This is a genomic window from Enterobacter sp. ENT03 (assembly GCF_019218745.1).
Taxonomy (GTDB): Bacteria; Pseudomonadota; Gammaproteobacteria; order Enterobacterales; family Enterobacteriaceae; genus Enterobacter_D.
On record NZ_JAHUXA010000024.1, the window covers coordinates 27,987 to 51,364 of the forward strand.

Below are 23,378 nucleotides of genomic sequence, written 5' to 3' on the forward strand. Positions count from 1 at the left end.
ATTGTTTCATTCGGAGGTTTTAACGATCATGTTTGTGAAATATTTTTTACTATTGCATATTTAATTATGTGCTTTTTAAATGGACTTTTACGTCATCAGGTGTAACAGATGGACATTCCTGTTTCACGTAGTGCCCTGTATGGAAAACTGGCCAGACCATTATTCCGGTCACTGGAATCTGCGACTGTATTTTGTAAATTACGCTCCAATCCTTGGGTCGAACTGACTCACTGGCTGCATCAGCTTATACAGCAGCCGGATAACGATATTCTTCATGTCCTCCGGCATTACCAGATCCCTGTTTCTGATGTGGAGAAAGCGTTGCTCCGGCAACTGGATTCTCTGCCTTCCGGGGCCAGCGCCATCAGTGATTTTTCCCACCATATCGATCTTTCGGTTGAAAAAGCCTGGATGCTGGCGAGTATCCGCTACGGAGATAATAAAATTCGTAGCGGCTGGCTGTTGCAGGCATGGCTGACCACACCGGAGCTGCGGCGGGTACTGGAAAGCCTCTGCGCACCGCTGGTCGGACTTCCTGCAGATGAACTGTCAGATCTCCTCCCTTCCCTGATCCAGAGATCACCCGAGACGCTGGAGCTTCCTTGCGATGGCTCCACGCTGTCGCCAGTGATCCCTGGTGAAAACAGCCAGGCGCTTCCCGGTGAAGCGCAGAGCGGCCAGTCTGCTCTGGCAAAATACTGCCAGGATATGACCGCGCAGGCCCGTGAAGGAAAAATCGATCCGGTCACAGGCCGCGAACATGAAATCCGCACCATGACCGATATTCTGCTGCGTCGCCGCCAGAACAACCCGCTACTGACCGGTGAAGCCGGTGTGGGAAAAACGGCAGTGGTGGAAGGTTTCGCGCTGGCGATTGCGCAGGGGGAAGTGCCGCCTGCGTTACGCGAGGTACGCCTGCTGGCGCTGGATGTCGGGGCGCTGCTGGCCGGTGCGAGCATGAAGGGTGAGTTTGAGTCGCGCCTGAAATCCCTGCTGGAGGAAGCCAGCCAATCACCGCAGCCAGTGATTTTGTTTGTTGACGAAGTTCACACCCTTGTCGGCGCAGGCGGCACGTCCGGGACGGGCGATGCCGCCAACCTGCTGAAACCCGCGCTGGCGCGCGGCACCCTGCGCACTATCGGTGCCACCACCTGGAGTGAGTACAAACGTCATATTGAGAAAGATCCGGCGCTGACCCGCCGTTTTCAGGTGTTACAGGTCGCTGAACCGGAGGAGTTACCCGCCGTGGAGATGGTTCGGGGGCTGGTGGAGATTCTCGAAAAACACCATAACGTCCTGATTCTGGATGAAGCCGTGCGGGCCGCAGTACAACTCTCTCACCGCTATATCCCGGCCCGCCAGTTGCCGGACAAAGCCATCAGTCTCCTTGATACCGCCTGCGCCCGCGTGGCGCTGTCGCTGCATACGCCACCCGCGAACGTACAGTATCTGCGCCAGCAACTGGACGCTGCTGAGATGGAGCAGACGCTGCTACAAAAGCAGAAAAAAATGGGAATTCGTACTGAGCGGAGCGACAAACTTCCGGTGAGGATTTCTTCACTGACGGTGGAATTGTCGGAGGCCGAATCCCGCTGGCAACAGGAACTGGACATGGTGCATACGTTGCAGAAGCAGCGTGTCGCTGAACCAGATGAAGAGAATGAAAGTGCCCTGCAACAGGCAGAAGCTGTACTGAGAGGGTGGCAGGGCGACGCGCCAGTAGTGTTCCCGGAAGTGAATGCGGCGGTCGTGGCGGCAATTGTCGCCGACTGGACCGGCATTCCAGCCGGACGCATGGTGAAGGACGAAGCCAGTCAGGTACTGGAGTTACCTTCCCGCCTGGCGCAGCGTGTTACCGGTCAGGACGGCGCACTGGCGCAGATTGGTGAGCGTATCCAGACCGCGCGGGCGGGGTTAGGCGATCCGCGTAAGCCGGTGGGTGTCTTTCTGCTGGCCGGGCCGTCCGGCGTCGGTAAGACCGAAACCGCGCTGGCGCTGGCGGAAGCCATTTATGGTGGTGAGCAGAATCTGATCACCATCAACATGAGCGAGTTTCAGGAATCCCATACCGTCTCCACCCTGAAGGGAGCGCCTCCTGGCTATGTGGGTTACGGCGAGGGCGGCGTACTTACGGAGGCCGTCCGCCGCCATCCCTGGAGCGTGGTGCTGCTCGACGAAATCGAAAAAGCGCACCATGACGTGCATGAACTGTTTTATCAGGTGTTTGACAAAGGCGCGATGGAAGATGGCGAAGGCGTGCATATCGACTTCAAGAACACCACGCTGTTACTGACCACCAACGTGGGATCCGATCTCATCAGTCAGTTGTGTGAAGATCCCGCACTGATACCCGATCCTGCAGGTCTGAAAGACGCGTTAATGCCGGTACTGCGTAAATACTTTCCGGCGGCATTCCTTGGCCGTGTGACGGTGATCCCCTACCTGCCGCTGGATGAAGCCGCACGCGGCGTCATTGCCCGGCTGCATCTTGACCGGTTGGTTGCGCGGATGGCTGAGCAACACGGCGTGACGCTTGCGTATGGCGATGAACTGATCACGCACATTGTGGTGCACTGCCCGATGCATGAAACCGGCGCTCGTCTGCTGATCGGCTACATCGAACAGCACATTCTGCCGCAGTTATCGCGTTACTGGTTAAAGGCCATGACAGAGAAAATGGCGGTTACACGAATTGATATTGGTGTGAACAGTGATGACCAGATTGTATTTGAAACATCGGATGAGGGGGATACATGGCAAAAGAGTTAAGTGGCTCACAATGGGGGCGTTGGTCTGACAGACGCTAATCATGATGTTTCGTAGTCGGGTTTTATTGGCGTTGGTATTGACGGCGTTCACTCTCAGTGTCCTGGGGCTCAACCTTTTCCACAGGATGGTCAGCATTTTCTGAATGATGCTGAAATTTGTCAGCATTTAGCAGGTAAATGGGACAGTGCTTTACCGGAACAGGACCGAAAGGACATAAAAAGATGTGAATACCTATTACCCACCGGCAAAGAAAACATTTCCCGAATTATGGGAAAAATATAGGAAAAACAGTGAGATCATAAAATCCCTCGCTGAGTATGATTTTTAAACTGTGCCGATGACAGCCATCGTCCGATGGCTGATGACTGACAAGGAAATGAAGGACTATGGCTATCAATAACAGTGCGCAGAAGTTTATTGCGCGCAACCGCGCACCGCGCGTGCAGATTGAGTATGACGTGGAGATTTATGGCTCCGAGAAAAAAATCGAACTGCCGTTTGTCATGGCGGTGCTGGCCGATCTGGCCGGTAAGCCCCGTGAAGAACTGCCGCCTGTCACCGAACGTAAATTTCTCGACATTGATATTGATAATTTCAATGAGCGCATGAAGGCCATTGCGCCACGGTTGGCCTTTGCGGTGCCGAATACGCTCACGGGCGAAGGTCAGTTGATGGTCGATATCACCCTGGAAAGTATGGACGACTTCTCCCCTGCGCAGATTGCCCGCAAGGTGGATGCCCTGAACCAGTTGCTGGAGGCTCGTACCCAGCTTGCTAACCTGCAAACCTATATGGATGGTAAAGCCGGTGCGGAAAACCTGGTCAATAAACTGTTGCAGGATCCGGCACTACTGAAAACGCTGGCGAGCGCGCCAAAGCCTGTCGCTGAACAGGAAGATGTGACCGCAGGCGACAACGAATCAGCAGAATAGTGGCGAATTTATTAAGGAGTTTTCATGGCAAACAGTAATATGCAGGCAACCGACGCGGTTGCACAGGAGACAGCCTTTGCATCCGGTGAATTTGATGCGTTGCTGAACAAGGCGTTCCGGCCTAAAACCACTCAGGCGGCAAAAGCGGTAGAAGCGGCGGTACAGACCCTGGCGCAGCAGGCGCTGGCGAATTCTGTCACCGTCAGCGATGACGCTTACAAAAGTATCAGCGCCATCATTGCACAGATCGATTACAAACTGACGGAGCAGCTTAAACTCATTCTGAGCCACCCGGATACACAGAAGCTGGAATCGTCCTGGCGCGGAATGGAGCACCTGGTTTACAACACCGAAACCGACGAGAAACTGAAAATCCGCTTTATGAATCTGTCGAAAGACGAGTTGCGTCGCAACATGAAGCGTTACAAGGGCATTGCCTGGGATCAAAGCCCGCTGTTTAAAAAGCTGTATGAAGCAGAATACGGACAACTGGGGGGCGAACCCTACGGCTGTATTATTGCGGATTACTACTTTGACCACACGCCGCCGGATGTGGATCTGCTGGGCTCCATTGCGAAAGTCGCGGCTTCGGCTCATGCGCCGTTTATTGCTGGCGCGTCGCCGTCTGTTCTGCAGATGGACTCCTGGCAGGAACTGGCGAACCCGCGCGATCTGACCAAAATCGTCACTCAGAACCTGGAATATGCGCCGTGGAATTCGTTGCGGGCCAGTGAAGATTCACGCTATATCGGCCTGACGATGCCGCGTTTCCTCTCCCGTCTGCCCTATGGCGCGAAAACCAACCCGGTGGACGAGTTTGATTTTGAAGAAGATGCGGACGGTTCTGACCACAGCAAATACGTCTGGAGTAATGCCGCCTATGCGATGGGCGTGAACATCAACCGCTCCTTCAAATACTATGGCTGGTGTACGCTGATCCGTGGCGTGGAGTCCGGCGGCGCGGTGGAAAACCTGCCCTGTCACACCTTCCCGACCGACGACGGCGGCGTGGACATGAAATGTCCGACCGAAATCGCTATCTCTGACCGCCGTGAAGCTGAATTGTCGAAAAACGGTTTTATTCCGCTGATCCACCGTAAAAATTCAGATTACGCCGCCTTTATTGGTGCGCAGTCATTACAGAAGCCGCAGGAATACTACGATCCGGATGCCACGGCCAACGCCAACCTTTCAGCACGTCTGCCGTACCTGTTTGCCTGCTCGCGTTTTGCGCATTTTCTCAAGTGCATTGTGCGCGACAAGATTGGTTCGTTTAAAGAGCGTGAGGATATGCAGCGCTGGCTGAACGAATGGATCATGCACTACGTTGATGCCGATCCAGTGAACTCCTCACAGGAAACCAAAGCCCGTCGCCCACTGGCTGCTGCTGAAGTGGTGGTGGAAGAGGTGGAAGGCAATCCGGGATATTACGATGCTAAATTTTATTTACGTCCACATTTTCAGCTTGAAGGGCTGACAGGGTCATTGCGTCTGGTAACAAAATTACCTTCAGTGAAAGAGGGCGGCGTTTAAGGAGAATAATTGATGGCTTCTGTTTATGCGAATGCAAGGGCTTTGCAGGATACAGCGAAGGTAGGTGAGCATCATCAATGTGTTGAACTTATTCAACATTATGTCCGTGTGGGTCAGGCGGGGACATGGCAACAGGGCGCTAAGGTTCTGGGAAACAGTGGCATTGAGGTTGGGACTGTCATCGCCACTTTTGTAAATGGGCGTTACCCTAACCATAACAGCGGGAATCATGCCGCATTTTACCTGGGGCAGGATGCAGGAGGGATATGGGTGATGGATCAATGGAAAGATGATATTACGAAACCCAGGGTATCTAAACGTTATATCAGGAAATTGAAAAATGGAGGTGTTCGCAGCGACGGAACCTACATAAGGATGAGCAACAATGCAGAAGCTTATTTTATCGTTGAGTAACCTGTGGGTTATTGGTAACGCGTTATGGTTGCTTCCAGTTGGGGTTGTTCATGCTGATGAAATCGTTTGCCCTGAAGCGATTCATGTTTCTCAGCCGCCGGATATTTCCTCAGTGGAGGGATGGGAAGAGTCATCGCGTTCTGACCGTCTGTGGAATGATGGCGGATTTATTTCGTCTGGGCATCCGAAAGAACTTGCGGATCTTAAAGGTGAAGAAGTTGTTATCAGTGCGAAAAAAACTACTCGGTGGAATTTCGACGCGAATGACAATTCTCAGGGTATCTGGTTTTCTTGTAGTTATGGTAAGTGGCATTTACTGCTTTCCCGGAAAATACAGAAATCAGTAACCCATTGCTGGATGCCGAATAACTTACCAGCGAAATTAATCTGTAAGTGAAACGGCCCGAACAGGCTCGCTGTGGCTGGTTACGAAACAGTCGTCTCCGTTGCAAAGTTGGAGTTCGCAACGATGGCACATATCCTGATATCAGTAATAATGCCGAAGCCTTTTATGTCATTGAATAGGATATGGATACGATGACCATGCGCTCAGTTTAGGAAACAGAAGTTCTTAGCGATAAGGAAGGCGATCGATATTGGGTTTCCTGTATTTATGGTCTCAAACAGATCTGCTTAGCTCGGCTGATACCGACTTCCTACACCCATTGTAAAACGCGTGACTTTGAGGGAACGTCGGAAGACCAGTCAGTACCTTTTATCTGTAACTGAAAGTCATGATTAGGGCGTTTTTGCAGGGGTGTAATGTTTATTTCCGGAGATTGTGAAACATAATACTTGTGAATCATTAATGTATGTATTTATGTAAATAAATATCTTTCAGGTAATTAATTGACAATGAAAAGACAGTTTCCTGTTCTTCCATAAATAATGGGGGAAGGGATTTTGTATGGTAATGATTTATCTATACATAGCCTGTGCGGATGAATCAGAGTTATTTTGAGTAATATCTTAATAAGGAAATAAAAATGGCTTACGATATTTTTCTGAAAATTGACGGCATTGACGGCGAGTCAATGGATGACAAACACAAAAATGAAATCGAGGTGCTGAGCTGGCGTTGGAATATCCACCAGGAATCCACCATGCATGCGGGTAGCGGTCTGGGTTCCGGTAAAGTCTCTGTCACCAACCTGGATTTTGAACACTATATTGATCGTGCCAGTCCGAACCTGTTCAAATATTGCGCTTCCGGTAAGCACATTCCGCAAGCGATCCTCGTAATGCGTAAAGCAGGCGGCAACCCGCTGGAGTACCTCAAATATACCTTTACCGATCTGATTGTTGCCGTCGTTTCACCTAGTGGCAGCAAGAGTGGTGAAATCGCTTCCCGCGAATTGGTAGAGCTTTCTTTCAGCACCGTGAAACAGGAATACGTGGTGCAGAACCAGCAGGGTGGCAGCGGTGGCACCATTACCGCCGGGTACGATTTCAAAGCCAACAAAGAAATCTAATCTGCTTTTTTCCGGCCGGATAGACATCTGGCCGGTTTTTATTGTCTGATTTTTAAGGAAAATATGCTGAATCAATGGCGTAACCCCACCGGGTGGTTATGTGCGGTAGCTTTGTCTTTATTACCCTTACTCTCCGGGTGTGGCAGCAGCAATGACATGCACCCCGACCTTGAATTGCAACGTCTCGACCTGGCTGTAAAGGCGTCTGATAAGGTGAATCCCGACAATCAGAAAAAGGCTGCGCCTGTAGAGGTACGCATTTATGAACTAAAAAATGATGCTGCATTCACGGCTGCTGATTACTGGTCTCTTCATGACAATGACAAAGCTGTCCTCGCCGACGATTTGGTACACCGCGACAGCTTTATTCTGCGTCCGGGGGAAGTAAAAAAACTGCGTCGCCCGTTAAATGCGCAGACGACGGTACTGGGTGTTCTTGCCGGGTATCGGGACCTGGGGAAATCGGTCTGGCGTGCAACCTATAAAATTCCGGATGCACAGGAAAAGACCTGGTACAGCCACGTCATGCCGGGAAAAAAATACAACTGGACGTCGTAATGGAACAGAGTGCCATTGTGATTACTGAACGGGATAAATAATTTATGAGCTGGAATAACCGGGTGGTCTGGAGTGAAGGGCAGTTTCTGTTGCCACAGATGTTTCAGCAGCAGGAGCGCTATCTGGAACACGTTATTCACTATCGCAGCCTGCCACTGTCGCCCTTTTTCTGGGGATTCAGTGAATACAGTATTGACGATGAGGCGCTGAACATCGGCAAGCTGGTGATAAAAGAGGCGTCCGGGATTTTTGCCGACGGCACGCCGTTTAACTCGCCGGGCCACACGCCGTTGCCGCCGCCACTCACCATTCTGCCGGAACATCTCAACCAGCAGATTTGCCTTGCCGTACCGGTACGTACACCGAACAGTGAGGAAACCAGTTTTGACAACAACCCGGAATCGCTGGCGCGTTTCTCGGTTCATGAGCATGAAATCCGCGATGCCAACTCGCTGGGACGTGGTGCGCAACTGGTGCAACTCAGCCACCTGCGTCTGCGCCTGTTACCGGAAAAAGCGGTCACTGATGCGTGGATCGGCCTGCCGCTGACCCGTATTACCGGGTTGTATCCCGATGGTCGAGTGGATATCGATCATGATCTGATCCCACCAGTTGTGGACTACCAGGCCAGCCCACTGATGCGCACCTGGTTGTCATTAATTAACGATCTTATCCGGATGCGGGCAGACTCGCTGGCCGAACGGTTGACCGGCAGCGACAACCACGGCCACGAAGCGGCGGAGGTATCAGATTACCTGCTGCTGCAAATCCTCAACCGCTTCGAACCCCTGCTGATCCACCTGGCAAAAACACCGCTATCGCCAGAGGTGCTTTACCGCTATTTGTCCGAACTGGCAGGGGAACTCTCCACCTACGTGCGGCCACAGACTCGCCGCCCGGCAGAATATAAAGAATATAAACACCTGACGCCCTATGCCGGGCTGAAATCAGTGGTGGATGAGGTGCAGTACCTGCTGAACGCGGTGCTTATTCGCGGTGCGCAGCGCATCACGCTGGAAGAAGGGACTTACGGCATCTTGAATGCGGTAGTGGATCCTTCCGAACTGTCTGGTTTCAGCGCGCTGGTGCTGGCGGTGAAAGCGCAGATGCCTGGCGACATCCTGCGGCAACATTTTTCTGCCCAGACCAAAATTGGACCATCAGATCGCCTGCCGGAACTGATCCGTTCCCACCTGCCGGGGCTGGTCTTACAGGTGCTGCCGGTGCCACCGCGCCAGATCCCGTTCCAGTCTGGCTACATTTATTACGATATCCGCCGCGATGGCGTGCTTTGGGAGCATATTGCCCGCCACGGTGGAATGGCAATGCACACCGCCGGGGAATTTCCGGGGCTGGATATGGAGTTGTGGGGAGTACGCGATAAATGACAGACAGCATCATTACACCGCCTGCGGCGAATACCCTCTCTTTCCAGTCCGCCACACCGTCACAACATAATGGGGGTGAATATGAAAATGCCCTGCCGGATAGCCGCCCGGCAGAAATGAAGGTCATCATTGAAGATGGCCCGGATATCCGGCTACGGCTGGCGGAAATCAGTACGGCGGCGAATCCGCTGCTGGCTGCTGCCCGATCGTTGCTGTGTGCGTTGGCGCAGATGCCTGGTGAACTGGAGGCTGGATTTGTGGAGCACTACCGTACCCTGCTGGTACGCGAAGTGCATCTGTACCAGACGCTGTGCGACCAGGCGAACCTGCGGCGCGAGCACGTTCTGGCAGTGCGCTACTGCCTGTGTACAGCGCTGGACGAAGCCGCCAATAACACGGTATGGGGACGGCGCGGCGTCTGGGCCGGAAAAAGCCTGCTGGTCACTTTCCATGGCGAAAGTGAAGGTGGTATCAAGCTGTTTCAAATCATCGGGCGGCTGGCGGCGAATTTCCAGGAACACGGCGATGTGCTGGAGGTGATTTACCATATTCTGGGGCTGGGTTTTGAAGGCCGTTACAGCATGCGGCCTGACGGGCGTAAACAACTGGACGACATCCGCCAGCAACTACTGACGCAACTGTCGCAGCGTCGCGATCCAGTGACGCCGGTGCTCTCGCCGGGCTTTCAGGGGGCCATTGCTGGGCGGTTGCGCCGGATGCACCGGGTGCCCGTCTGGTTAAGCGCCAGCCTTGCAGTACTGGTGATGCTGACGATCTTTGGGCTTTACAGTCACCGGATGATGGTACAAACCGATACGGTGACAGAGCGCATTGACGCCATAGGCAAAAACCTGCCGCCTCCGCCGGTGCCGGTGCATAAATTGCGGCTAAAAATCCTGCTGGCGGACGAAATTGCCCGCAAATTGCTCACGGTGGAAGAAGATGACCATCACAGTCGGGTCGTTTTCCGTGGGGACGCGATGTTTGTGCCAGGGAAAACGGTGGTGAATGAGACGCTCCGCCCTGTTATCGACAAGGCGGCGCGTGAAATCGCCCGCGTGGGCGGCGCGGTTACCGTGACCGGACACACTGATAGCCAGCCTATTCATTCTGCCGAATTCCCGTCCAACCAGGTGCTGTCGGAAAAACGGGCAACGGAAGTCGCCGCGCTGCTGACATCCGGCGGCGTCCCTGCCGGGAGGATCCGCATCGTCGGCAAGGGGGATAGCGTGCCGGTGGCCGATAACCGCAGTAAAACCGGACGGGCGCAGAACCGCCGGGTGGAAATTCTGGTGGTGGAATAAATAATGAAGATCCCGACCATAGAGCCTAATGGGATAGGCTCTAAGTTTGCTCATACGTGCGCTGCCCGTATGAGCGTGGTACTGATTAAATCAGGAGCAAAATTTAACGGGAGCAGCCGGGGCAACTGGTTCTGGTAGCAGAACAGCGAAGGGCGGTATGTGGATGCGCTGTGGCTGGTGCTGAAGGACGAGGAGGAGAATTGGATATGAGTAAACGGGTCGAAATCAAAGGTAACCTGAATTTTGATAAGCTCAAATTTGGCTTAGTTTATACAGAAGTTTTAGGTTGGCTTGATATGGGACATGCTGGTGGCGATGATATGGCATTATTGAAGCAGCAGTTTGAGGCAGGTGAAAATTCCGGTAATAAACGCTATTCAGTAATATATACACAGAATATGCGAGTAAGAAGTAAAACTCTGGGGTGGGAAGGCGGGACAGGAAAATTTACCCGATGGGATTATTATGGTGCGATTGGTGGGTTTAAAAATAATGGGTTTCGTCCAGTGCTATTTCCTGACCCAAAAGATCCATACGTGAAACATGAACCCTATAAAGTGAATCTGCCGCATTTTATGACATGGATTCATCCGTGGAGCGATTTTACATCAGGTAAGGTCAGGGTAATGACAGATAATGGGACATCGTTTACTTTATTTTTATAAAGTAATGTTAATATGCGACGTGTTAAGTTGAAAAGGATTACTTTGTTTTTAATTGCTGCCGTAATCTCCTTGATGTTTTTCGTGGTGTTAAATATTTATATTTCCTTGTCAGAAATGAATGATGGCGGGGTTTATAATAAAAGTGAATTTTTTAAATACCACATGCTTACTGATTCTGAAATTTTAAACGCCCCAAGAATTTCTGAGTATTATTATTTTGAATATCATCCGGGAGATGGCTATCCACTTTCTAATTCCATAACGTTCACTAATACCACTAATGCAGAGTCTCTGAGAAAATACTTTGCCGGGAAGGGGTATAAATTTCACAAACGTATTTATGATAAAAATGAGTTTGTGTGGGAGAGTCGCTGCACATTAAATCAACCAGCATCACTTTACCTTTCAGTTAATTATGCAGAACAGATAGTTCAGCTTGAAAAGAAAAGCTGTGATTAGCACATTGATGGTGTCTGGAGACTTTGAGCACGGTATTCCTGTACATGACACGATAGCGAGCGTAGCCAACGCACATGCAACTTGAAGCATGACGGATATAGATGCAGGAATGACAACGTTGCCACAGGATAACGGGAATGGAACTACAGTCACAGGACTTATTGTTATTCTTTTGAGTGTTACCCAAGTTGCTCTTTTTTTAATGTTAAAAACCTGTGGGGGGAAACTTTTTTTGGCCTTAGCATTCTACTTTTGTTAATTATAGGATTGAGAGTGGAAATATAATGAAAGGTTTTATGAGTCTTTTTTATTCGGCGCCGCTGATATCCGGTGGTAGGGGTTTTTATTTATGGCTATCAGGGCGATGTAATATAAAAAAGTATATTTATATTTTTTTGACAATTTTATGCTGCTTGTTCTCCGGTGGTTCTTTTGCTGAGTCCCGGAATATTGCAGGATTCATTTCCCCCGATAATGTCAACCTCAGCACACAGGATTTTTTGACGTTTTATGCCAATAATAATACCCAGGAAAAAGAAAATACCCTGATGTATGTGCTTGGGGTAGCAGATGCTACGGAGGGAAAAACCTGGTGTGGATATAGTCGCGTTGACAGTACAATAATAAACCAGACTATTTTATCCTGGCTTGAGCAACGGGCTACGGTAAAGCCGGATATAAGAGCTTCAACGCTGATTGAAGAAGCATTAGTTAAACATTTTCCCTGCACGGGAACTGAATCATCAGTAAAAATTTCTTCCCGGTTATCTCCAGTTTTATCCCTGAATCCCGGAGCACTTAATCTCTCGGGTAATGATTTTTTGCGGTTTTGGGTATCAGGTAATCAACAGGATAAACTCAGGGCAGGGGTATATCTTCTTGGTGTGGAGGATATAACAGAGAAAAAAATATGGTGTGGATATGATTTATTTAAGACATTAACATTAAATGAATTTATCTATATTTTTTTTAAAAATAAAACACATAAAGAGCTTAATTTCCGCGCAGCTGATTTGATTGTGGGAAAATTAATGGAATATCCGTGTAATGCAGGAAAAAACAAATGAAACCTTCATTTTTAACGTTGAAAACAAATCATAATTCAGCGGATTACAATAGCCCTGATTTTGTTGAAGCGAAAGATTTTTATGCAAGCATTGGTTATGATAAAGGGAAACTCGGTGCTCAATTTGAGAATACCTGTGCAGCACGTATGAGTGTGGCATTAATTAAATCAGGCATTAAATTTAAGGGCCGCCTTCTCCCTATAAAGGAGGGGAAGTGGGAAGGGCGGAGTCTTGAAACGGGTGCTAAAAATCTTGCTGATGAACTTTCCCGGTCAACGGTTTTTGGTAAGCCGGTTATCTGGCATGATCCGGCTAAGTTTCAGGCGGAACTGGGTAACAAAAAAGGTGTGGTCTTCTTCTGGAAAATTGATGGATACAATGGTGGAAGCGGCAGTCATATTGATCTAATTGAGCCAGCCAGTGCCGGGGCAGTATGTCATTCGCACTGTTACTTTAATTGTAAACAGATCTGGTTCTGGGAGTTACACTAAATTGCCACAGAATAATGGGAATGGAACTACGGCCACAGGTCTTATTGTTATTCCTCTGAGCGTTACCCTGGTTGCTCTTTTTTTTATGTCAAAAACCCGTGGTAGAAAACTGTTTTCTAGTCTCAGCATTCTGCTGTTAATGATTATAGGGTGGCGAGTCGAAATATAATGCAAAAATTTCTCAGTCTTCTCTTTTCCCGACGTGCGCTGGCTATTGTGAGCGTTATCATTCTGGCGCTGTTGATCTGGTTTATCGGACCGCTGGTGTCGTTTGATTCTCTGCAACCATTAGTTTCTACCGGTAGCCGGGTGGTAACCATTATCCTGCTGGTGATGCTGCTGGTATTGTGGCTGGTCAACTGGTCGATGAGCATCATTGGCGTCAGCATCTTGTGTCTGGTCATCGGTTTTGTTTCGCCGCTGCTGGCGTTTGGCGAGGTGCATCCGTTTGCGCCGCTGTGGATACGCTTAACGCTGATCGGTATTACCCTGCTGGCGTATGCGCTGTACGGCCTGTTCCGGCTGTGGCGGGCGCTGCGGGTGGATGAGCACCTGTTACGCCGTTTTCTGCATCCACGTGGAGAAGACGTCCCGGTATCCGGCGAAATCAAATCCGATCTGCGTACCGTCAGCCACATCGTCGCGCAGGCTGTCCGGCAACTGAAACAGCTACGGGTGGACATTCCCGGCTGGCGCAAAATCTTTGAAGGAAAACGCTTTCTGTATGAACTGCCGTGGTTCATGGTGGTCGGTAGCCCCGGTGACGGTAAAACTACGGCGCTGCTTAATACTGGCTTACAGTTCCCGCTGGCTGAACAGATGGAACAGACTTCGCGTATTCTGACCGTGCCAGGCGGCGGCACGTTGCACTGTGACTGGTGGTTTACCAACGAAGCGGTGCTGATTGATACTGCCGGACGCTACGCCCGCCACGATGACGGCAGTGAACAGAGTACCGCACAACGCAACGCCGGAGAATGGCTGGGTTTTCTCGGTCTGCTGCGTAAACACCGTCCCGGTGCGCCACTCAACGGCGTGATCCTGACGCTGAACGTGGCGGATCTGACTGCGCAGTCCCCCACAGAGCGTCTGGCAGCCTGCGCCGCGTTGCGTGCGCGGCTGGCGGAATTGCGCGAGACGCTAGGGATCCGCTTCCCGGTGTATCTGGTCATCACCAAAATGGATCTGTTGCCGGGCTTTACCGAGTATTTCCGGGCGCTGACCAGCCACCTGCGTGCTCAGGTATGGGGTTTTACGCTGCCGTACAGCCGCCGGCGGAAGGCGAGCGACAGCCTGGCGTTACACGCAACCTGTGAACAGGAGCTGGCAAGTCTGACGTTGCGACTGGATCAAGGGCTGGATATCCGACTGTTGGAGGAGTATGACCTGCACAGCCGCCAGCGGCTGTACCGTTTCCCGCGTGAATTCGCGGCGCTGGGCGCGCCGTTGCTGGAAGCTATTGAGCAGATCTTTCTTGACTCAAAATTTGACGCCACGCAGTTACACAACACGCTGCGCGGCGTGTTCTTCACCAGTGCCGCCCAGGCGCAGGCTGATGCGGTGGCCGATCAGTTAAGTATCTGGCAGCGCTTTGCCAGGGCGATAAAAAACGCCCGTGGCGGACAGACAGTTCCCCCTGCTCATATCCTGCCAGACGGCAACCGCAGCTACTTCCTGCACGATCTGCTGACGAAAATGATTTTCCGTGAAGCGCACCTGGTGGAGCCGAATCTCCAGTGGGCCTGGCGTTACCGCCTGTTGCGTACTGGCGGACATTTTCTGGTGCTGGCGCTGGCTTTCTGGCTGTGGCAGGGGATGCAGGGCAGCCAGATGGCGAACGGCGAGTATCTGAAAGAAGTTACCACCCGGACGGCCCAGTTGGGCAGTGACGTGAAATCCTATAGTGAAAAACCGGCTATGGAGCGGGTGGCTGGACTACTGAATCTCTCCAGAGAGCTGGCTGCCTGGCCGGGGCTGGACCCTGATGTACCGCCGCTGGCCTGGCGTTACGGGTTATACAGTGTGCCGCCGGTGACGGGCAGCGTGGCGTCACTGTATGACCGATTGCTGGATCAGTTACTGTTACCACCGCTGATAAAACGTATGGAGTATGTGCTGGCGGACGCCATTGCGCGTCAGGACAGCAAAACGGCGTATGATGTTCTGCGCGTGTATCTGCTGCTGAACCTGGATAAGGATCATGAGGAGAAATACAACGCGGTGGATATCCAGATGTGGGTACTGAACGATCTGGAAAATAACGACAGTGTGGCGGCATTCGGTGGACGGGCAGCGGTGCTGGAGCATATCGAAGCCCTGTTTGACGGCAGCCGGGTGGTTCATTCGCCGTATGAGAAGAACGAACCGCTGATCCGCCAGGCGCGGGCGTTTCTGGACGGGCATACCAGTACGGAGCGTATCTATGCGCGGGCGCTGGCCTCAATGGACAGTGAAGTGCCGCAAGAGTTTACGCTGGTGCGCGCCGTGGGGGCGGATGCCGGAACCGTTTTTGTCCGCACGGACGGTGCGCCGCTGGATCGGGGCGTCCCGGGGATCTTCACCCGCGAGGGCTACCGCAATCTGTTCGACAAGCGGTTGCCGGAGTTTGTGGCAGCGGCGGTGGAAGATGATGCCTGGGTGATGGACCGGGAGAGTGCGCAAAAAAAAACGGCTGATGCGGTGATGAGTCAGTTACCGGGCCAGGAGTTGCCGGTCACCCGCGAAGTGCGACGCCTGTATCTGTCGGAGTACACCCGCCGCTGGCAGGACTTTCTGAACAGTATCCACAGCATCAACAGTGCCGGTGAAGAGGGGGGGCCTGGACTGGCGTATGACCTTCAGGTACTGCGCACGCTGGCGTCGCCGGATTCGCCGCTGATGCGACTGGGGCGTGCGGTGGTGGAACAGACCACGCTGGTGCCGCCGCTGGACGCACAGGCGAGACAGAAGCAACTGGCGCAGCGTGCCCAGAATCAGCTTTCCGGCAATGCGGCGAAAGCCGCGCAGACGGCCAGGTTGTTTGATGTTCATCCGGAAGAGAAACTGGAGAAAACGCTGGTGGACGACCATTTTGCCGCATTGCGGGAAGTGGTTTCCGGGCGGACGGGCAGTGGACAGGGCAATGGTGCGCCACAGCTGAATTCGCTGCTGACGATGCTCAGTGAATACTACACTCAACTTACCATAGCCGACAGCGCGCTGGCGACCAGCACGCTGCCGGGGCGCATTGCTGCTGCTGACAAGCTGCAACTGGAGGCGGCGAAGCTGCCTGCGCCGCTGAAAAATATCCTGTTGGATCTGACACAGCAGGGAACGCGCAAAATCAATGCCGGTACCGGCGAGGTGCTGAATGCCCAGATGGAGGCGATGATAGGTGACGACTGTCGTGACGCCATTGACGGGCGTTATCCGTTTGCCGACAGCCCGCAGGAGGTCGGTGCGGAGGATTTTAACCGTATCTTCGCCACCGGTGGCGTGCTGGATGCCTTCTGGAGTAAACAACTGGCCCCGCTGGTGGACACCGCCAGCAACCCGTGGCGCTACAAACCGACTGAAGGCAATATGACGCCGCTGGGGCCGGATCTGACGCCGTTTCAGCAGGCGAAGCAGATCCGCAGCGTGTTCTTTAACGGCGAGGGCGGGAAGAAATTCACTTGGGCAATGCAAGTCCGGGTAGTGGAGATGGATCCGGCAATCACAGAACTGGTGATTGATATTGACGGCCAGGTGCTGCGTTACGCCCACGGGCCGGACAGGCCGCTGAAGGTGACATGGCCGGGGCCGCGTAATGGTTCAATGGCAGAAATCACCGCCAGCCCGCGTATCCGGCAGAATACCTCGACGCTGTTGACTGGCGGGCCGTGGGCGCTGTTTCATCTGCTGGATGCAGGCAGGGTGCAGGAGACGGCGGTACGGGGAACGCAGCAGGTGGAGTACGATTTTGACGGGCGGCGGGTGGTGCTGGAAATCACCGCCGGACGAGACTTTGACCCGGTGAACCGGGCGCTGTTACAGGATTTCAGTTGCCCGACGAGGACGCTGTGATGCGCCGGGCAGCAATAGTCTCGTCCCCGGCGATGTTTGGCAGACTGCCAGACCAGCGGGACTATGTGCGCTGGCGAGTGAGTGCGGATGAGGGGCAGGTCTGGCAGGCGTGGCTGAACCGGCAGACGTGGGTGGGTAGCGGGAAACATATCGTGCTACCGGAGGGAAAGACGGAATTAAATAATGAAGAGCGTGACGGCTGGCTGCGACTGTCGCCGCGTGAAACGGTGGTGCCGGACCACCATCCGCTGCCGTGGAGCTTTGTGCTGTCACCGGGTTTTTTACCGGTGGGCGGAGCGAACGACTGGCTGACCGGGGTGCTGATAGCCTCACGCGATAGCGTAGGACGCCCGTGGCCACTGGTGATTTACCAGCGTGCCGGGCGGGAGTGGCTGGAAGCGTCGCTCCCGGAAACACAGGGCTGGCAGTACTGGCTGGCGCGACTGGCGGCGCAACATATTTTGCCGCAGACGGCACGTCGCGGACGGCTGACGGAACAGACAGACCGGTTATGGGCAATGTGGCAGCCAGCCCCGTGGTGGCGGCAGTGGCTGCGGGGGTTAAGACGCGCGCCGCAGCGCAGTCGGATACTGACCGGGCTGCCGGATGACATACCGGTGGTGGAACTCCCGGGCGTTCGTCACCTGCCGTGGCCGGGCTGGCCGGGGAAAGTGCTGGCGCATGCGCAACCGGGACAGGGCTGGTTTTGGCAGCAGAACAGCGAGGGGCGGTATGTGGATGCGCTGCGTCTGATTGCGGAAGACGGAAAAGAGGCATAGCAATTATGAAAAAAGATAAGGGATATGGACATGACTACTTTTGATAAAGCATGCAATAACACGGCTGCGGTAAGATTTGTACAGGAGCATATCCGAGACAGTGAGATTATCGCTAAGCAACTTGATGTGCCAGTGGAGAATATACTGGGGCTGGCCGCCGCCGAAAGCCAGTATGGTACAGGTCGTATTGCCAGGGAATATAATAACTATTTTTCTATGCACGGTCCCGCTCCGTTACAGTCTGATCAGGTTCATCCACAGGGAAGTGCCAAAACCTGGGTGGCGACGTATCCTTCTTTTTTGACCTGCGGACGGTCATTTGCTGTCCGATTCGGTAACGCAGTCAGAGGGAAAAAAGACGCGGTTGCATTTGTTAACGCTTTGGTTAGTGTAAATTTTAATACCGGAAATCATGCGACAGGCGGGACGGATGGTTACGTAAAGAAAACCTCGGATATTATCATGATGGTGAAAAGGAGAATGGCGTGCTCCGTGAAATAATTATTATCCTTTTTTTATCTCTTATATCGGTGATGATCCATGCTCAGGTAAGGGGAACTGAGTTAAATCTGTCAGATATAAATCATAAGGGGATGACAAAAAAACAGACGGAAGAATTACTGATCATTGCACTGAAACATAATAAATATAACTTATCCGGGGAAGGGACTTTTGTGGATGGTGATTTACAGGATGAGAAGGGGAGTACACCTCACCCGGGTTATTATGACTTCAGTGTGGGTTATGACGATCCGACTGCTGGTGCGATAGAGTACTGGGGGCTTTTCTCTGTCAGCCCTCAAACCGGGGATATATGGGAAATAAATGAATGCAAGAGGATCGTCTATCCCGAATTGCAAAAAACTCAACAGACAATTATGAAAAAAACAGGCGTGACATTTGCAGATGAAGTGGCGAAAAGAAGAGTGCTTGGCTGCACGGATGAATAAAAGTTACGTGTGTCGCCACAGGCAATAGTGATAGGGTGGTTGACTATAGTACATAGAGAAGTGCATTAATCCCGGAGGATCAATTTGTAGTTTCCAGAAGGCAGTAGCCCATGAAGTAGGACATTTGTTTCTTCTGGATGATGAATATCTTGAAAATGATGGTTCTGATAAATCCGGGAAAATATATGGTGGCGATGTCAATGCCTTAATGAATGCAGGGATGCAAATTAGAAGTCGCTATCTGGTGTATATCACTAATCATCTGAATTTTATAATTCCTGGTACTGACTTCTGTCTTGATCGTGTAATAATAAAATGAACAGGTTTTTAATATTTTTTTTGTTTTTTTTTACAGTATTTTCACCCATGGGCAAGTGCCTTGTTCAGCCTCCGGTTTATTATGAAGAGAATAATATAAAAGATGGAAATAATGATATTTTCTTTGTCAAAAAATATGGGGTTCCTGAGCGTGAATTTATTCTTTCTCGTTATAAATTCATCGGTGAGTTTAATGTTGGCCTCGAAAATACCTATCGTTCAACAAATCCTGATTTTAGCCAGATACCAATAAAGCAAATGTTTTGGCATCTTCGCGATAACCTGAATCTGACATGCTGGTTTCATTATAAAGACGGACAGTGGAAAGTTATCTCTTATATTTTTTGGCCGCCGAAAGCTAAATTTTAATCAGGATTAAGGGCGCTATTACCATGAGTTTCATATCATCTGTTGATATAAAATCATTCGCTATCCCGTTGCCAGTGACTGAAGAAAGTGGCGGCGTCACCGCATGACTGCGCGGGTTATGGCGAAGTCGGCAGTTTATCAGGCGGTGGATGCGCAGTGTCTGACAGGGGAATGGAGGAGGGAAGAGTGAAAAAAGCGGAAATTTTATGGCAGACTGCATTGTCAACACAGAAGCAGGCTGATTTTTCTGGTATTTGTAAGCCAGAAGATAATTTATTACTGAACGGTGTTTTTTTATGGGTGGAAACAACAGGCGCAGGCCATGCTTTTGTCTCTGTACATATGAATAACACCGTTTATTTATATACTTATGGACGATACGGAAGAACAGGATCCAGTACTACTGTCGGGGATGGGATTCTAAATTTTTTTGAAGGTGATGATGCCAGGTCTTATTATCATTATGAGCTTTATGAGATGGCCGCACGAGTATTTAAAATAAACGATTCTAATTCAGTATTAGTGCGTGAGTTTTTTGAAGATTTATGGAAAGCGGCAAAACCACCTGTCCCGACAAAATCAATGACGGAGCGGGTAAAGTCACGCGGGCGTACAATTGATGTTTATGATGTGACAGGAAATAACTGTACGACCCATTCTGTTGCTGGGATTAAATATTCTGGTTCGAAAATATTTGAAACAAAATACATTTTGCCATCTATACCATTGCCTGTTGGAAGTTTGCCTTCATCACAGTCATTTGTTGATTCTGAAATAGACTTTACTATCCCATTTTCATTACAGAGATACCTTGTGGAGAAGAGTTCAGATTTCTCATCAATGCTGGTAGTGGATATGACCAGTGAATTCAGGCGTCAATATTATAATGTCGCAAATAAAACGCCACCGGCGCAGGGTTCCAGCACTAAAATAATGGGGTTAGGGGCAAGAGGTGCTGCTTCATCAGGAAGTCCATCGCCATATTCTGGTGGCACATTTGGTGGTTCGTTAGGTGTTTTATATAATGAAAAGTAAATTCTGGATTCGTTGGTTTAGTATCTCATTTATCTTTATTATCTATTATTTTGTTTTGTTTTGTTTTAATTTTATATTTGCAATTGATTATTCTGAAAATATGAGTATGGGCGGAGATTTTAATTCCTCTCAGTGTGTCTGGTTTGCTCAGGTGTTGCTGGCAGATCATAACAATACAGCACTGGTTTCATCTGTAGGGTTTTTAGTATGTGTTCCGCTTATATTGTTGGTTTTTAAGAAAATTAGATAATATGAATAGCGATAAAGCCTAACGGTTCCATGTATTATCCTGATGATGTATGTAGTCCTGATTTTCATCGAAACCAATGCCTGGAAATGGTGAAAAAGTGGCTAGGGTATCCCGCCCTTTTATTAATGGCCGTATTTGCAGAATGAGTGATAATGGGAAATATATATTTGATTTTTTAGGTAGGAAGAATGACTAAAATTAAATATGATAAAAACAGTCCGCTTGCAAAATTTTATGCAAAAACAGATGTTGACGGCGATATTATTACCTATCCTGATGACAGGATGACGTATTTGTTAAATCAAAATACTGGTTCTATTACAGTGCTGCTAAAATGGAAGTATGAGTGGTATAAGGACATAACGGTAAAAGATGACTGGACTGTATGGGAGAAAGCTGTTTTCATGCGAGCAGTATATTTATCTGTTCAACAAGAATGGAATGAAAAAATAACCTACTCTGTCTCAGGTGCCTCAGATTTTGCTAAAAAATTCCAGGGGAAGTCTTTACCTTTCGATGTGAGGGTAATTCCTGTTTATCAAAATGAAGACTGGCAAGTGATCGCAACAAAAGTCTTGCCTGGTGCTGATCTAAGAACTTATGTTGAGTTCCAGAGTAGCACTTTACATATTGATTCAGCCGATCTGGAGGCCGTAGCGAAATGTTTCAACTGTAATAACACATTGCAGGTAAATATACCTCATGAAGTTGGCCATTTACTCGGTTATTTTGATGATGATTATAAGTCTTCGTCGCCATATGTTGGGGATGTTAGTGGGTTGATGAATGTGGGAATGGAACTCCGGGAACGATATCTTGACTATTCAACTATAATGTTGAATGTAATGATGCCTGATACCACCTTTACTCTTTTAAAGGTCATTAAATGAAATGGGCCTCTATTGTCATAATCTCTCTTTCGATTGTTTACGCGATGATAATGAATATCTTTGAACCATCTGTGATTATTCAATCCACTACTTATTATGAGGAAAATGATATACATAATGGTGAGAGCGATATTTTTTTTATTGAAAAATATGGAGAGCCTACTCATGAGATGATAAAGCCACGCTATGAATTTACTGGGGAGTATTATGTTGGACTGAATCAGACCTATCGTATAACAAATCCTGATTTCAAAGATATCCCTATTAAAGAGATGTTCTGGCATCTTCGCGATGACCTGAATCTGACATGCTGGTTTCATTATAAAGACGGACAATGGAAAGTCATCTCTTATATTTTCTGGCCACCAGGCGCTGTATTTTAATCCGGTATTAAAGGAGTATTACCATGAGTTTTGTATCTCCAGGCAATAAATCTGCTGGCGGAGGGCCAGCCATCACCACGCCGCCGATAATGAGTGAAAATGGTGGAATAGCAGCCGGGTCAGCCGCCGCAGGTGTGACGGGGGCTGTTGAAACGGCGGCGGGACAGGCGGTGGAATCGCTGATGGGGGATTTGCCGGAAGCATCAGGGCTGGTAAAGGCGGCAGTGGCAGCCGCACAGGCCGCCGCAGCGGCAGCGGGTGCGACGGGTATGACACAGGATACGGTATCGTCCGTTGTCTCCGCAGCCGGCGGGCCGGGGTCACATAACGTGACGGTGAGCGGTAGCGCAGTGCCGCCGCAGATGCTGCTGTTTTCCGCTCTGAGCGGTTCGGAAGCGCTCGGGAGTTTGTTTACTTATACCGTACAGCTAAAAACCCCGGACATGCTGAATCTGGGTTACGTTTCCCCCGCCGCCAACCTGCCGCTCAAGCCGATGGTAGGCAAAGACCTGTGCGTCAACATTGAACTGGACGGCGGCGGCAAGCGGCATATCAGCGGACTGGTGACGGCAGCGCGGGTACTGGGCCACCAGGGGCGGTCGGTAACGTATGAATTGCGCATTGAGCCGTGGCTTAAGTTGCTGACTCATACCAGCGATTACAAAGCGTTCCAGAACAAAACGGTGGTGGACATTCTCGACGAAGTCCTGGCCGATTATCCCTTCCCGGTGGAAAAACGGCTGGTGGAGAGCTATCCGACCCGGACCTGGCAGGTACAGTACGGTGAGACGGATTTTGACTTTATCCAGCGGCTGATGCAGGAGTGGGGGATTTACTGGTGGTTCGAGCACAGCGAGGACAGCCACACGCTGGTGCTGGCGGACGCCATCAGTATTCACAAAGCGTGCCCGGATTCGCCGGTAGTGGAGTGGCACCAGGAAGGGCTGAAGCTGGACAAAGAATTTATCCATACCCTTACGGCAAACGAGAGCCTGCGTACCGGGCAGTGGGTACTGGACGATTTTGACTTCACGAAGCCGCGTTCGCTGCTGTCAAACACCGTGGCCGACCCGCGCGAAACGGGCCATGCGAACTATGAGCACTACGAATGGCCGGGCGACTACTTCGACAAAGGTGAAGGGGAGATGATGACGCGCATCCGGATGGAAGCGCAGCGCAGCCCGGGCAGCCGGGTCCACGGTGGGGGCCATATTCGTACTCTGATGACGGGTTATACCTTTACTCTGATGAACCATCCCACGGCAGAACTGAATCAGGAGTACCTGGTGGCGCAGACCACGCTGTTTG

At 50.7% G+C, this 23,378-nt stretch carries 22 protein-coding genes and 1 pseudogene; all 23 read left to right on the plus strand.

The genetic code is table 11. The features are described from left to right. Positions 1-108: 108 nt before the first annotated feature. On the plus strand, positions 109-2,769 hold the full coding sequence (gene tssH, locus KW828_RS19945) for a type VI secretion system ATPase TssH (protein WP_218337996.1): 2,661 nt from the start codon (positions 109-111) through the stop codon (positions 2,767-2,769). Between the two features lie 386 nt (positions 2,770-3,155). Then, complete coding sequence (gene tssB / locus KW828_RS19950) at positions 3,156-3,701, plus strand: type VI secretion system contractile sheath small subunit (protein ID WP_218337997.1); 546 nt, start codon at positions 3,156-3,158, stop codon at positions 3,699-3,701. A gap of 24 nt (positions 3,702-3,725) precedes the next feature. Beyond that, positions 3,726-5,234 (plus strand): type VI secretion system contractile sheath large subunit, encoded by a 1,509-nt coding sequence (tssC, locus tag KW828_RS19955; protein WP_218337998.1) that lies wholly within the window; start codon positions 3,726-3,728, stop codon positions 5,232-5,234. 12 nt (positions 5,235-5,246) lie between these two features. Then, complete coding sequence (locus KW828_RS19960; protein WP_218337999.1) at positions 5,247-5,648, plus strand: BPSL0067 family protein; 402 nt, start codon at positions 5,247-5,249, stop codon at positions 5,646-5,648. After that, the gene (locus KW828_RS19965; protein ID WP_218338000.1) at positions 5,620-6,045 is read left to right on the plus strand and encodes an STY0301 family protein; all 426 of its coding nucleotides are present in this window, start codon (positions 5,620-5,622) and stop codon (positions 6,043-6,045) included. The genes KW828_RS19960 and KW828_RS19965 overlap by 29 nt, the downstream gene beginning before the upstream one ends. Then, positions 6,042-6,173, plus strand: coding sequence for a BPSL0067 family protein (locus tag KW828_RS22175; protein WP_218338001.1), 132 nt, complete (start codon positions 6,042-6,044; stop codon positions 6,171-6,173). Before KW828_RS19965 ends, KW828_RS22175 begins: the two co-directional genes overlap by 4 nt. 461 nt (positions 6,174-6,634) lie before the next feature. After that, positions 6,635-7,120 carry an Hcp family type VI secretion system effector gene (locus tag KW828_RS19975; protein ID WP_218338002.1) on the plus strand — a complete coding sequence of 162 codons (486 nt, stop codon included), beginning with the start codon at positions 6,635-6,637 and terminating at the stop codon, positions 7,118-7,120. 66 nt (positions 7,121-7,186) lie between these two features. Continuing rightward, positions 7,187-7,719 (plus strand): annotated as a pseudogene (gene tssJ, locus KW828_RS19980) (type VI secretion system lipoprotein TssJ). Positions 7,720-7,722: 3 nt separating this feature from the next. Then, positions 7,723-9,066: a type VI secretion system baseplate subunit TssK gene (gene tssK / locus KW828_RS19985; protein WP_218338003.1), complete on the plus strand. Its 1,344-nt coding sequence runs from the start codon at positions 7,723-7,725 to the stop codon at positions 9,064-9,066. Then, positions 9,063-10,370, plus strand: a complete 1,308-nt coding sequence (gene tssL / locus KW828_RS19990) for a type VI secretion system protein TssL, long form (RefSeq protein ID WP_218338004.1) — start codon at positions 9,063-9,065, stop codon at positions 10,368-10,370. The genes tssK and tssL overlap by 4 nt, the downstream gene beginning before the upstream one ends. Before the next feature lie 206 nt (positions 10,371-10,576). Further along, entirely contained in the window at positions 10,577-11,035 is a 459-nt protein-coding gene (locus tag KW828_RS19995; RefSeq protein WP_218338016.1) for a hypothetical protein, read from the plus strand. A gap of 42 nt (positions 11,036-11,077) precedes the next feature. Then, on the plus strand, positions 11,078-11,494 hold the full coding sequence (locus KW828_RS20000; protein ID WP_256350299.1) for a hypothetical protein: 417 nt from the start codon (positions 11,078-11,080) through the stop codon (positions 11,492-11,494). Positions 11,495-11,778: 284 nt separating this feature from the next. Then, positions 11,779-12,561 (plus strand): Rap1a/Tai family immunity protein, encoded by a 783-nt coding sequence (locus tag KW828_RS20005; RefSeq protein ID WP_218338006.1) that lies wholly within the window; start codon positions 11,779-11,781, stop codon positions 12,559-12,561. Continuing rightward, positions 12,558-13,052 (plus strand): T6SS effector amidase Tae4 family protein, encoded by a 495-nt coding sequence (locus KW828_RS20010; RefSeq protein WP_218338007.1) that lies wholly within the window; start codon positions 12,558-12,560, stop codon positions 13,050-13,052. The genes KW828_RS20005 and KW828_RS20010 overlap by 4 nt, the downstream gene beginning before the upstream one ends. 168 nt (positions 13,053-13,220) lie before the next feature. Further along, positions 13,221-17,096: a type VI secretion system membrane subunit TssM gene (gene tssM / locus KW828_RS20015; protein ID WP_218338008.1), complete on the plus strand. Its 3,876-nt coding sequence runs from the start codon at positions 13,221-13,223 to the stop codon at positions 17,094-17,096. After that, positions 17,096-17,875 carry a TagF domain-containing protein gene (locus tag KW828_RS20020; protein ID WP_218338009.1) on the plus strand — a complete coding sequence of 260 codons (780 nt, stop codon included), beginning with the start codon at positions 17,096-17,098 and terminating at the stop codon, positions 17,873-17,875. Before tssM ends, KW828_RS20020 begins: the two co-directional genes overlap by 1 nt. A gap of 30 nt (positions 17,876-17,905) precedes the next feature. Then, positions 17,906-18,376: a glucosaminidase domain-containing protein gene (locus KW828_RS20025; protein ID WP_218338010.1), complete on the plus strand. Its 471-nt coding sequence runs from the start codon at positions 17,906-17,908 to the stop codon at positions 18,374-18,376. Further along, the gene (locus KW828_RS20030) at positions 18,361-18,825 is read left to right on the plus strand and encodes a hypothetical protein (RefSeq protein WP_371316139.1); all 465 of its coding nucleotides are present in this window, start codon (positions 18,361-18,363) and stop codon (positions 18,823-18,825) included. The genes KW828_RS20025 and KW828_RS20030 overlap by 16 nt, the downstream gene beginning before the upstream one ends. Before the next feature lie 366 nt (positions 18,826-19,191). Further along, a complete protein-coding gene (locus KW828_RS20035) occupies positions 19,192-19,512 on the plus strand; it encodes a hypothetical protein (RefSeq protein WP_218338011.1) in 321 nt (106 codons plus the stop codon). 186 nt (positions 19,513-19,698) lie between these two features. Next, positions 19,699-20,547, plus strand: a complete 849-nt coding sequence (locus tag KW828_RS20040; RefSeq protein ID WP_371316140.1) for a hypothetical protein — start codon at positions 19,699-19,701, stop codon at positions 20,545-20,547. A gap of 438 nt (positions 20,548-20,985) precedes the next feature. Beyond that, positions 20,986-21,687 carry a hypothetical protein gene (locus KW828_RS20045; RefSeq protein ID WP_218338012.1) on the plus strand — a complete coding sequence of 234 codons (702 nt, stop codon included), beginning with the start codon at positions 20,986-20,988 and terminating at the stop codon, positions 21,685-21,687. Further along, entirely contained in the window at positions 21,684-22,070 is a 387-nt protein-coding gene (locus KW828_RS20050) for a hypothetical protein (RefSeq protein WP_218338013.1), read from the plus strand. The genes KW828_RS20045 and KW828_RS20050 overlap by 4 nt, the downstream gene beginning before the upstream one ends. A 23-nt stretch (positions 22,071-22,093) precedes the next feature. Continuing rightward, positions 22,094-23,378, plus strand: a 1,285-nt coding sequence (locus tag KW828_RS20055) for a phage late control D family protein (RefSeq protein ID WP_218338014.1), incomplete at its 3' end; no start/stop codon positions are given.

Excerpts from the sequence above, each read along its gene's own strand:
- tssH (WP_218337996.1), top strand. The coding sequence starts at position 109 with ATGGACATTCCTGTTTCACGTAGTGCCCTGTATGGAAAACTGGCCAGA.
- tssB (WP_218337997.1), top strand. The coding sequence starts at position 3,156 with ATGGCTATCAATAACAGTGCGCAGAAGTTTATTGCGCGCAACCGCGCA.
- tssC (WP_218337998.1), top strand. The coding sequence starts at position 3,726 with ATGGCAAACAGTAATATGCAGGCAACCGACGCGGTTGCACAGGAGACA.
- KW828_RS19960 (WP_218337999.1), top strand. The coding sequence starts at position 5,247 with ATGGCTTCTGTTTATGCGAATGCAAGGGCTTTGCAGGATACAGCGAAG.
- KW828_RS19965 (WP_218338000.1), top strand. The coding sequence starts at position 5,620 with ATGCAGAAGCTTATTTTATCGTTGAGTAACCTGTGGGTTATTGGTAAC.
- KW828_RS19975 (WP_218338002.1), top strand. The coding sequence starts at position 6,635 with ATGGCTTACGATATTTTTCTGAAAATTGACGGCATTGACGGCGAGTCA.
- tssK (WP_218338003.1), top strand. The coding sequence starts at position 7,723 with ATGAGCTGGAATAACCGGGTGGTCTGGAGTGAAGGGCAGTTTCTGTTG.
- tssL (WP_218338004.1), top strand. The coding sequence starts at position 9,063 with ATGACAGACAGCATCATTACACCGCCTGCGGCGAATACCCTCTCTTTC.
- KW828_RS19995 (WP_218338016.1), top strand. The coding sequence starts at position 10,577 with ATGAGTAAACGGGTCGAAATCAAAGGTAACCTGAATTTTGATAAGCTC.
- KW828_RS20005 (WP_218338006.1), top strand. The coding sequence starts at position 11,779 with ATGAAAGGTTTTATGAGTCTTTTTTATTCGGCGCCGCTGATATCCGGT.
- KW828_RS20010 (WP_218338007.1), top strand. The coding sequence starts at position 12,558 with ATGAAACCTTCATTTTTAACGTTGAAAACAAATCATAATTCAGCGGAT.
- tssM (WP_218338008.1), top strand. The coding sequence starts at position 13,221 with ATGCAAAAATTTCTCAGTCTTCTCTTTTCCCGACGTGCGCTGGCTATT.
- KW828_RS20020 (WP_218338009.1), top strand. The coding sequence starts at position 17,096 with ATGCGCCGGGCAGCAATAGTCTCGTCCCCGGCGATGTTTGGCAGACTG.
- KW828_RS20025 (WP_218338010.1), top strand. The coding sequence starts at position 17,906 with ATGACTACTTTTGATAAAGCATGCAATAACACGGCTGCGGTAAGATTT.
- KW828_RS20035 (WP_218338011.1), top strand. The coding sequence starts at position 19,192 with ATGGGCAAGTGCCTTGTTCAGCCTCCGGTTTATTATGAAGAGAATAAT.
- KW828_RS20045 (WP_218338012.1), top strand. The coding sequence starts at position 20,986 with ATGACTAAAATTAAATATGATAAAAACAGTCCGCTTGCAAAATTTTAT.
- KW828_RS20050 (WP_218338013.1), top strand. The coding sequence starts at position 21,684 with ATGAAATGGGCCTCTATTGTCATAATCTCTCTTTCGATTGTTTACGCG.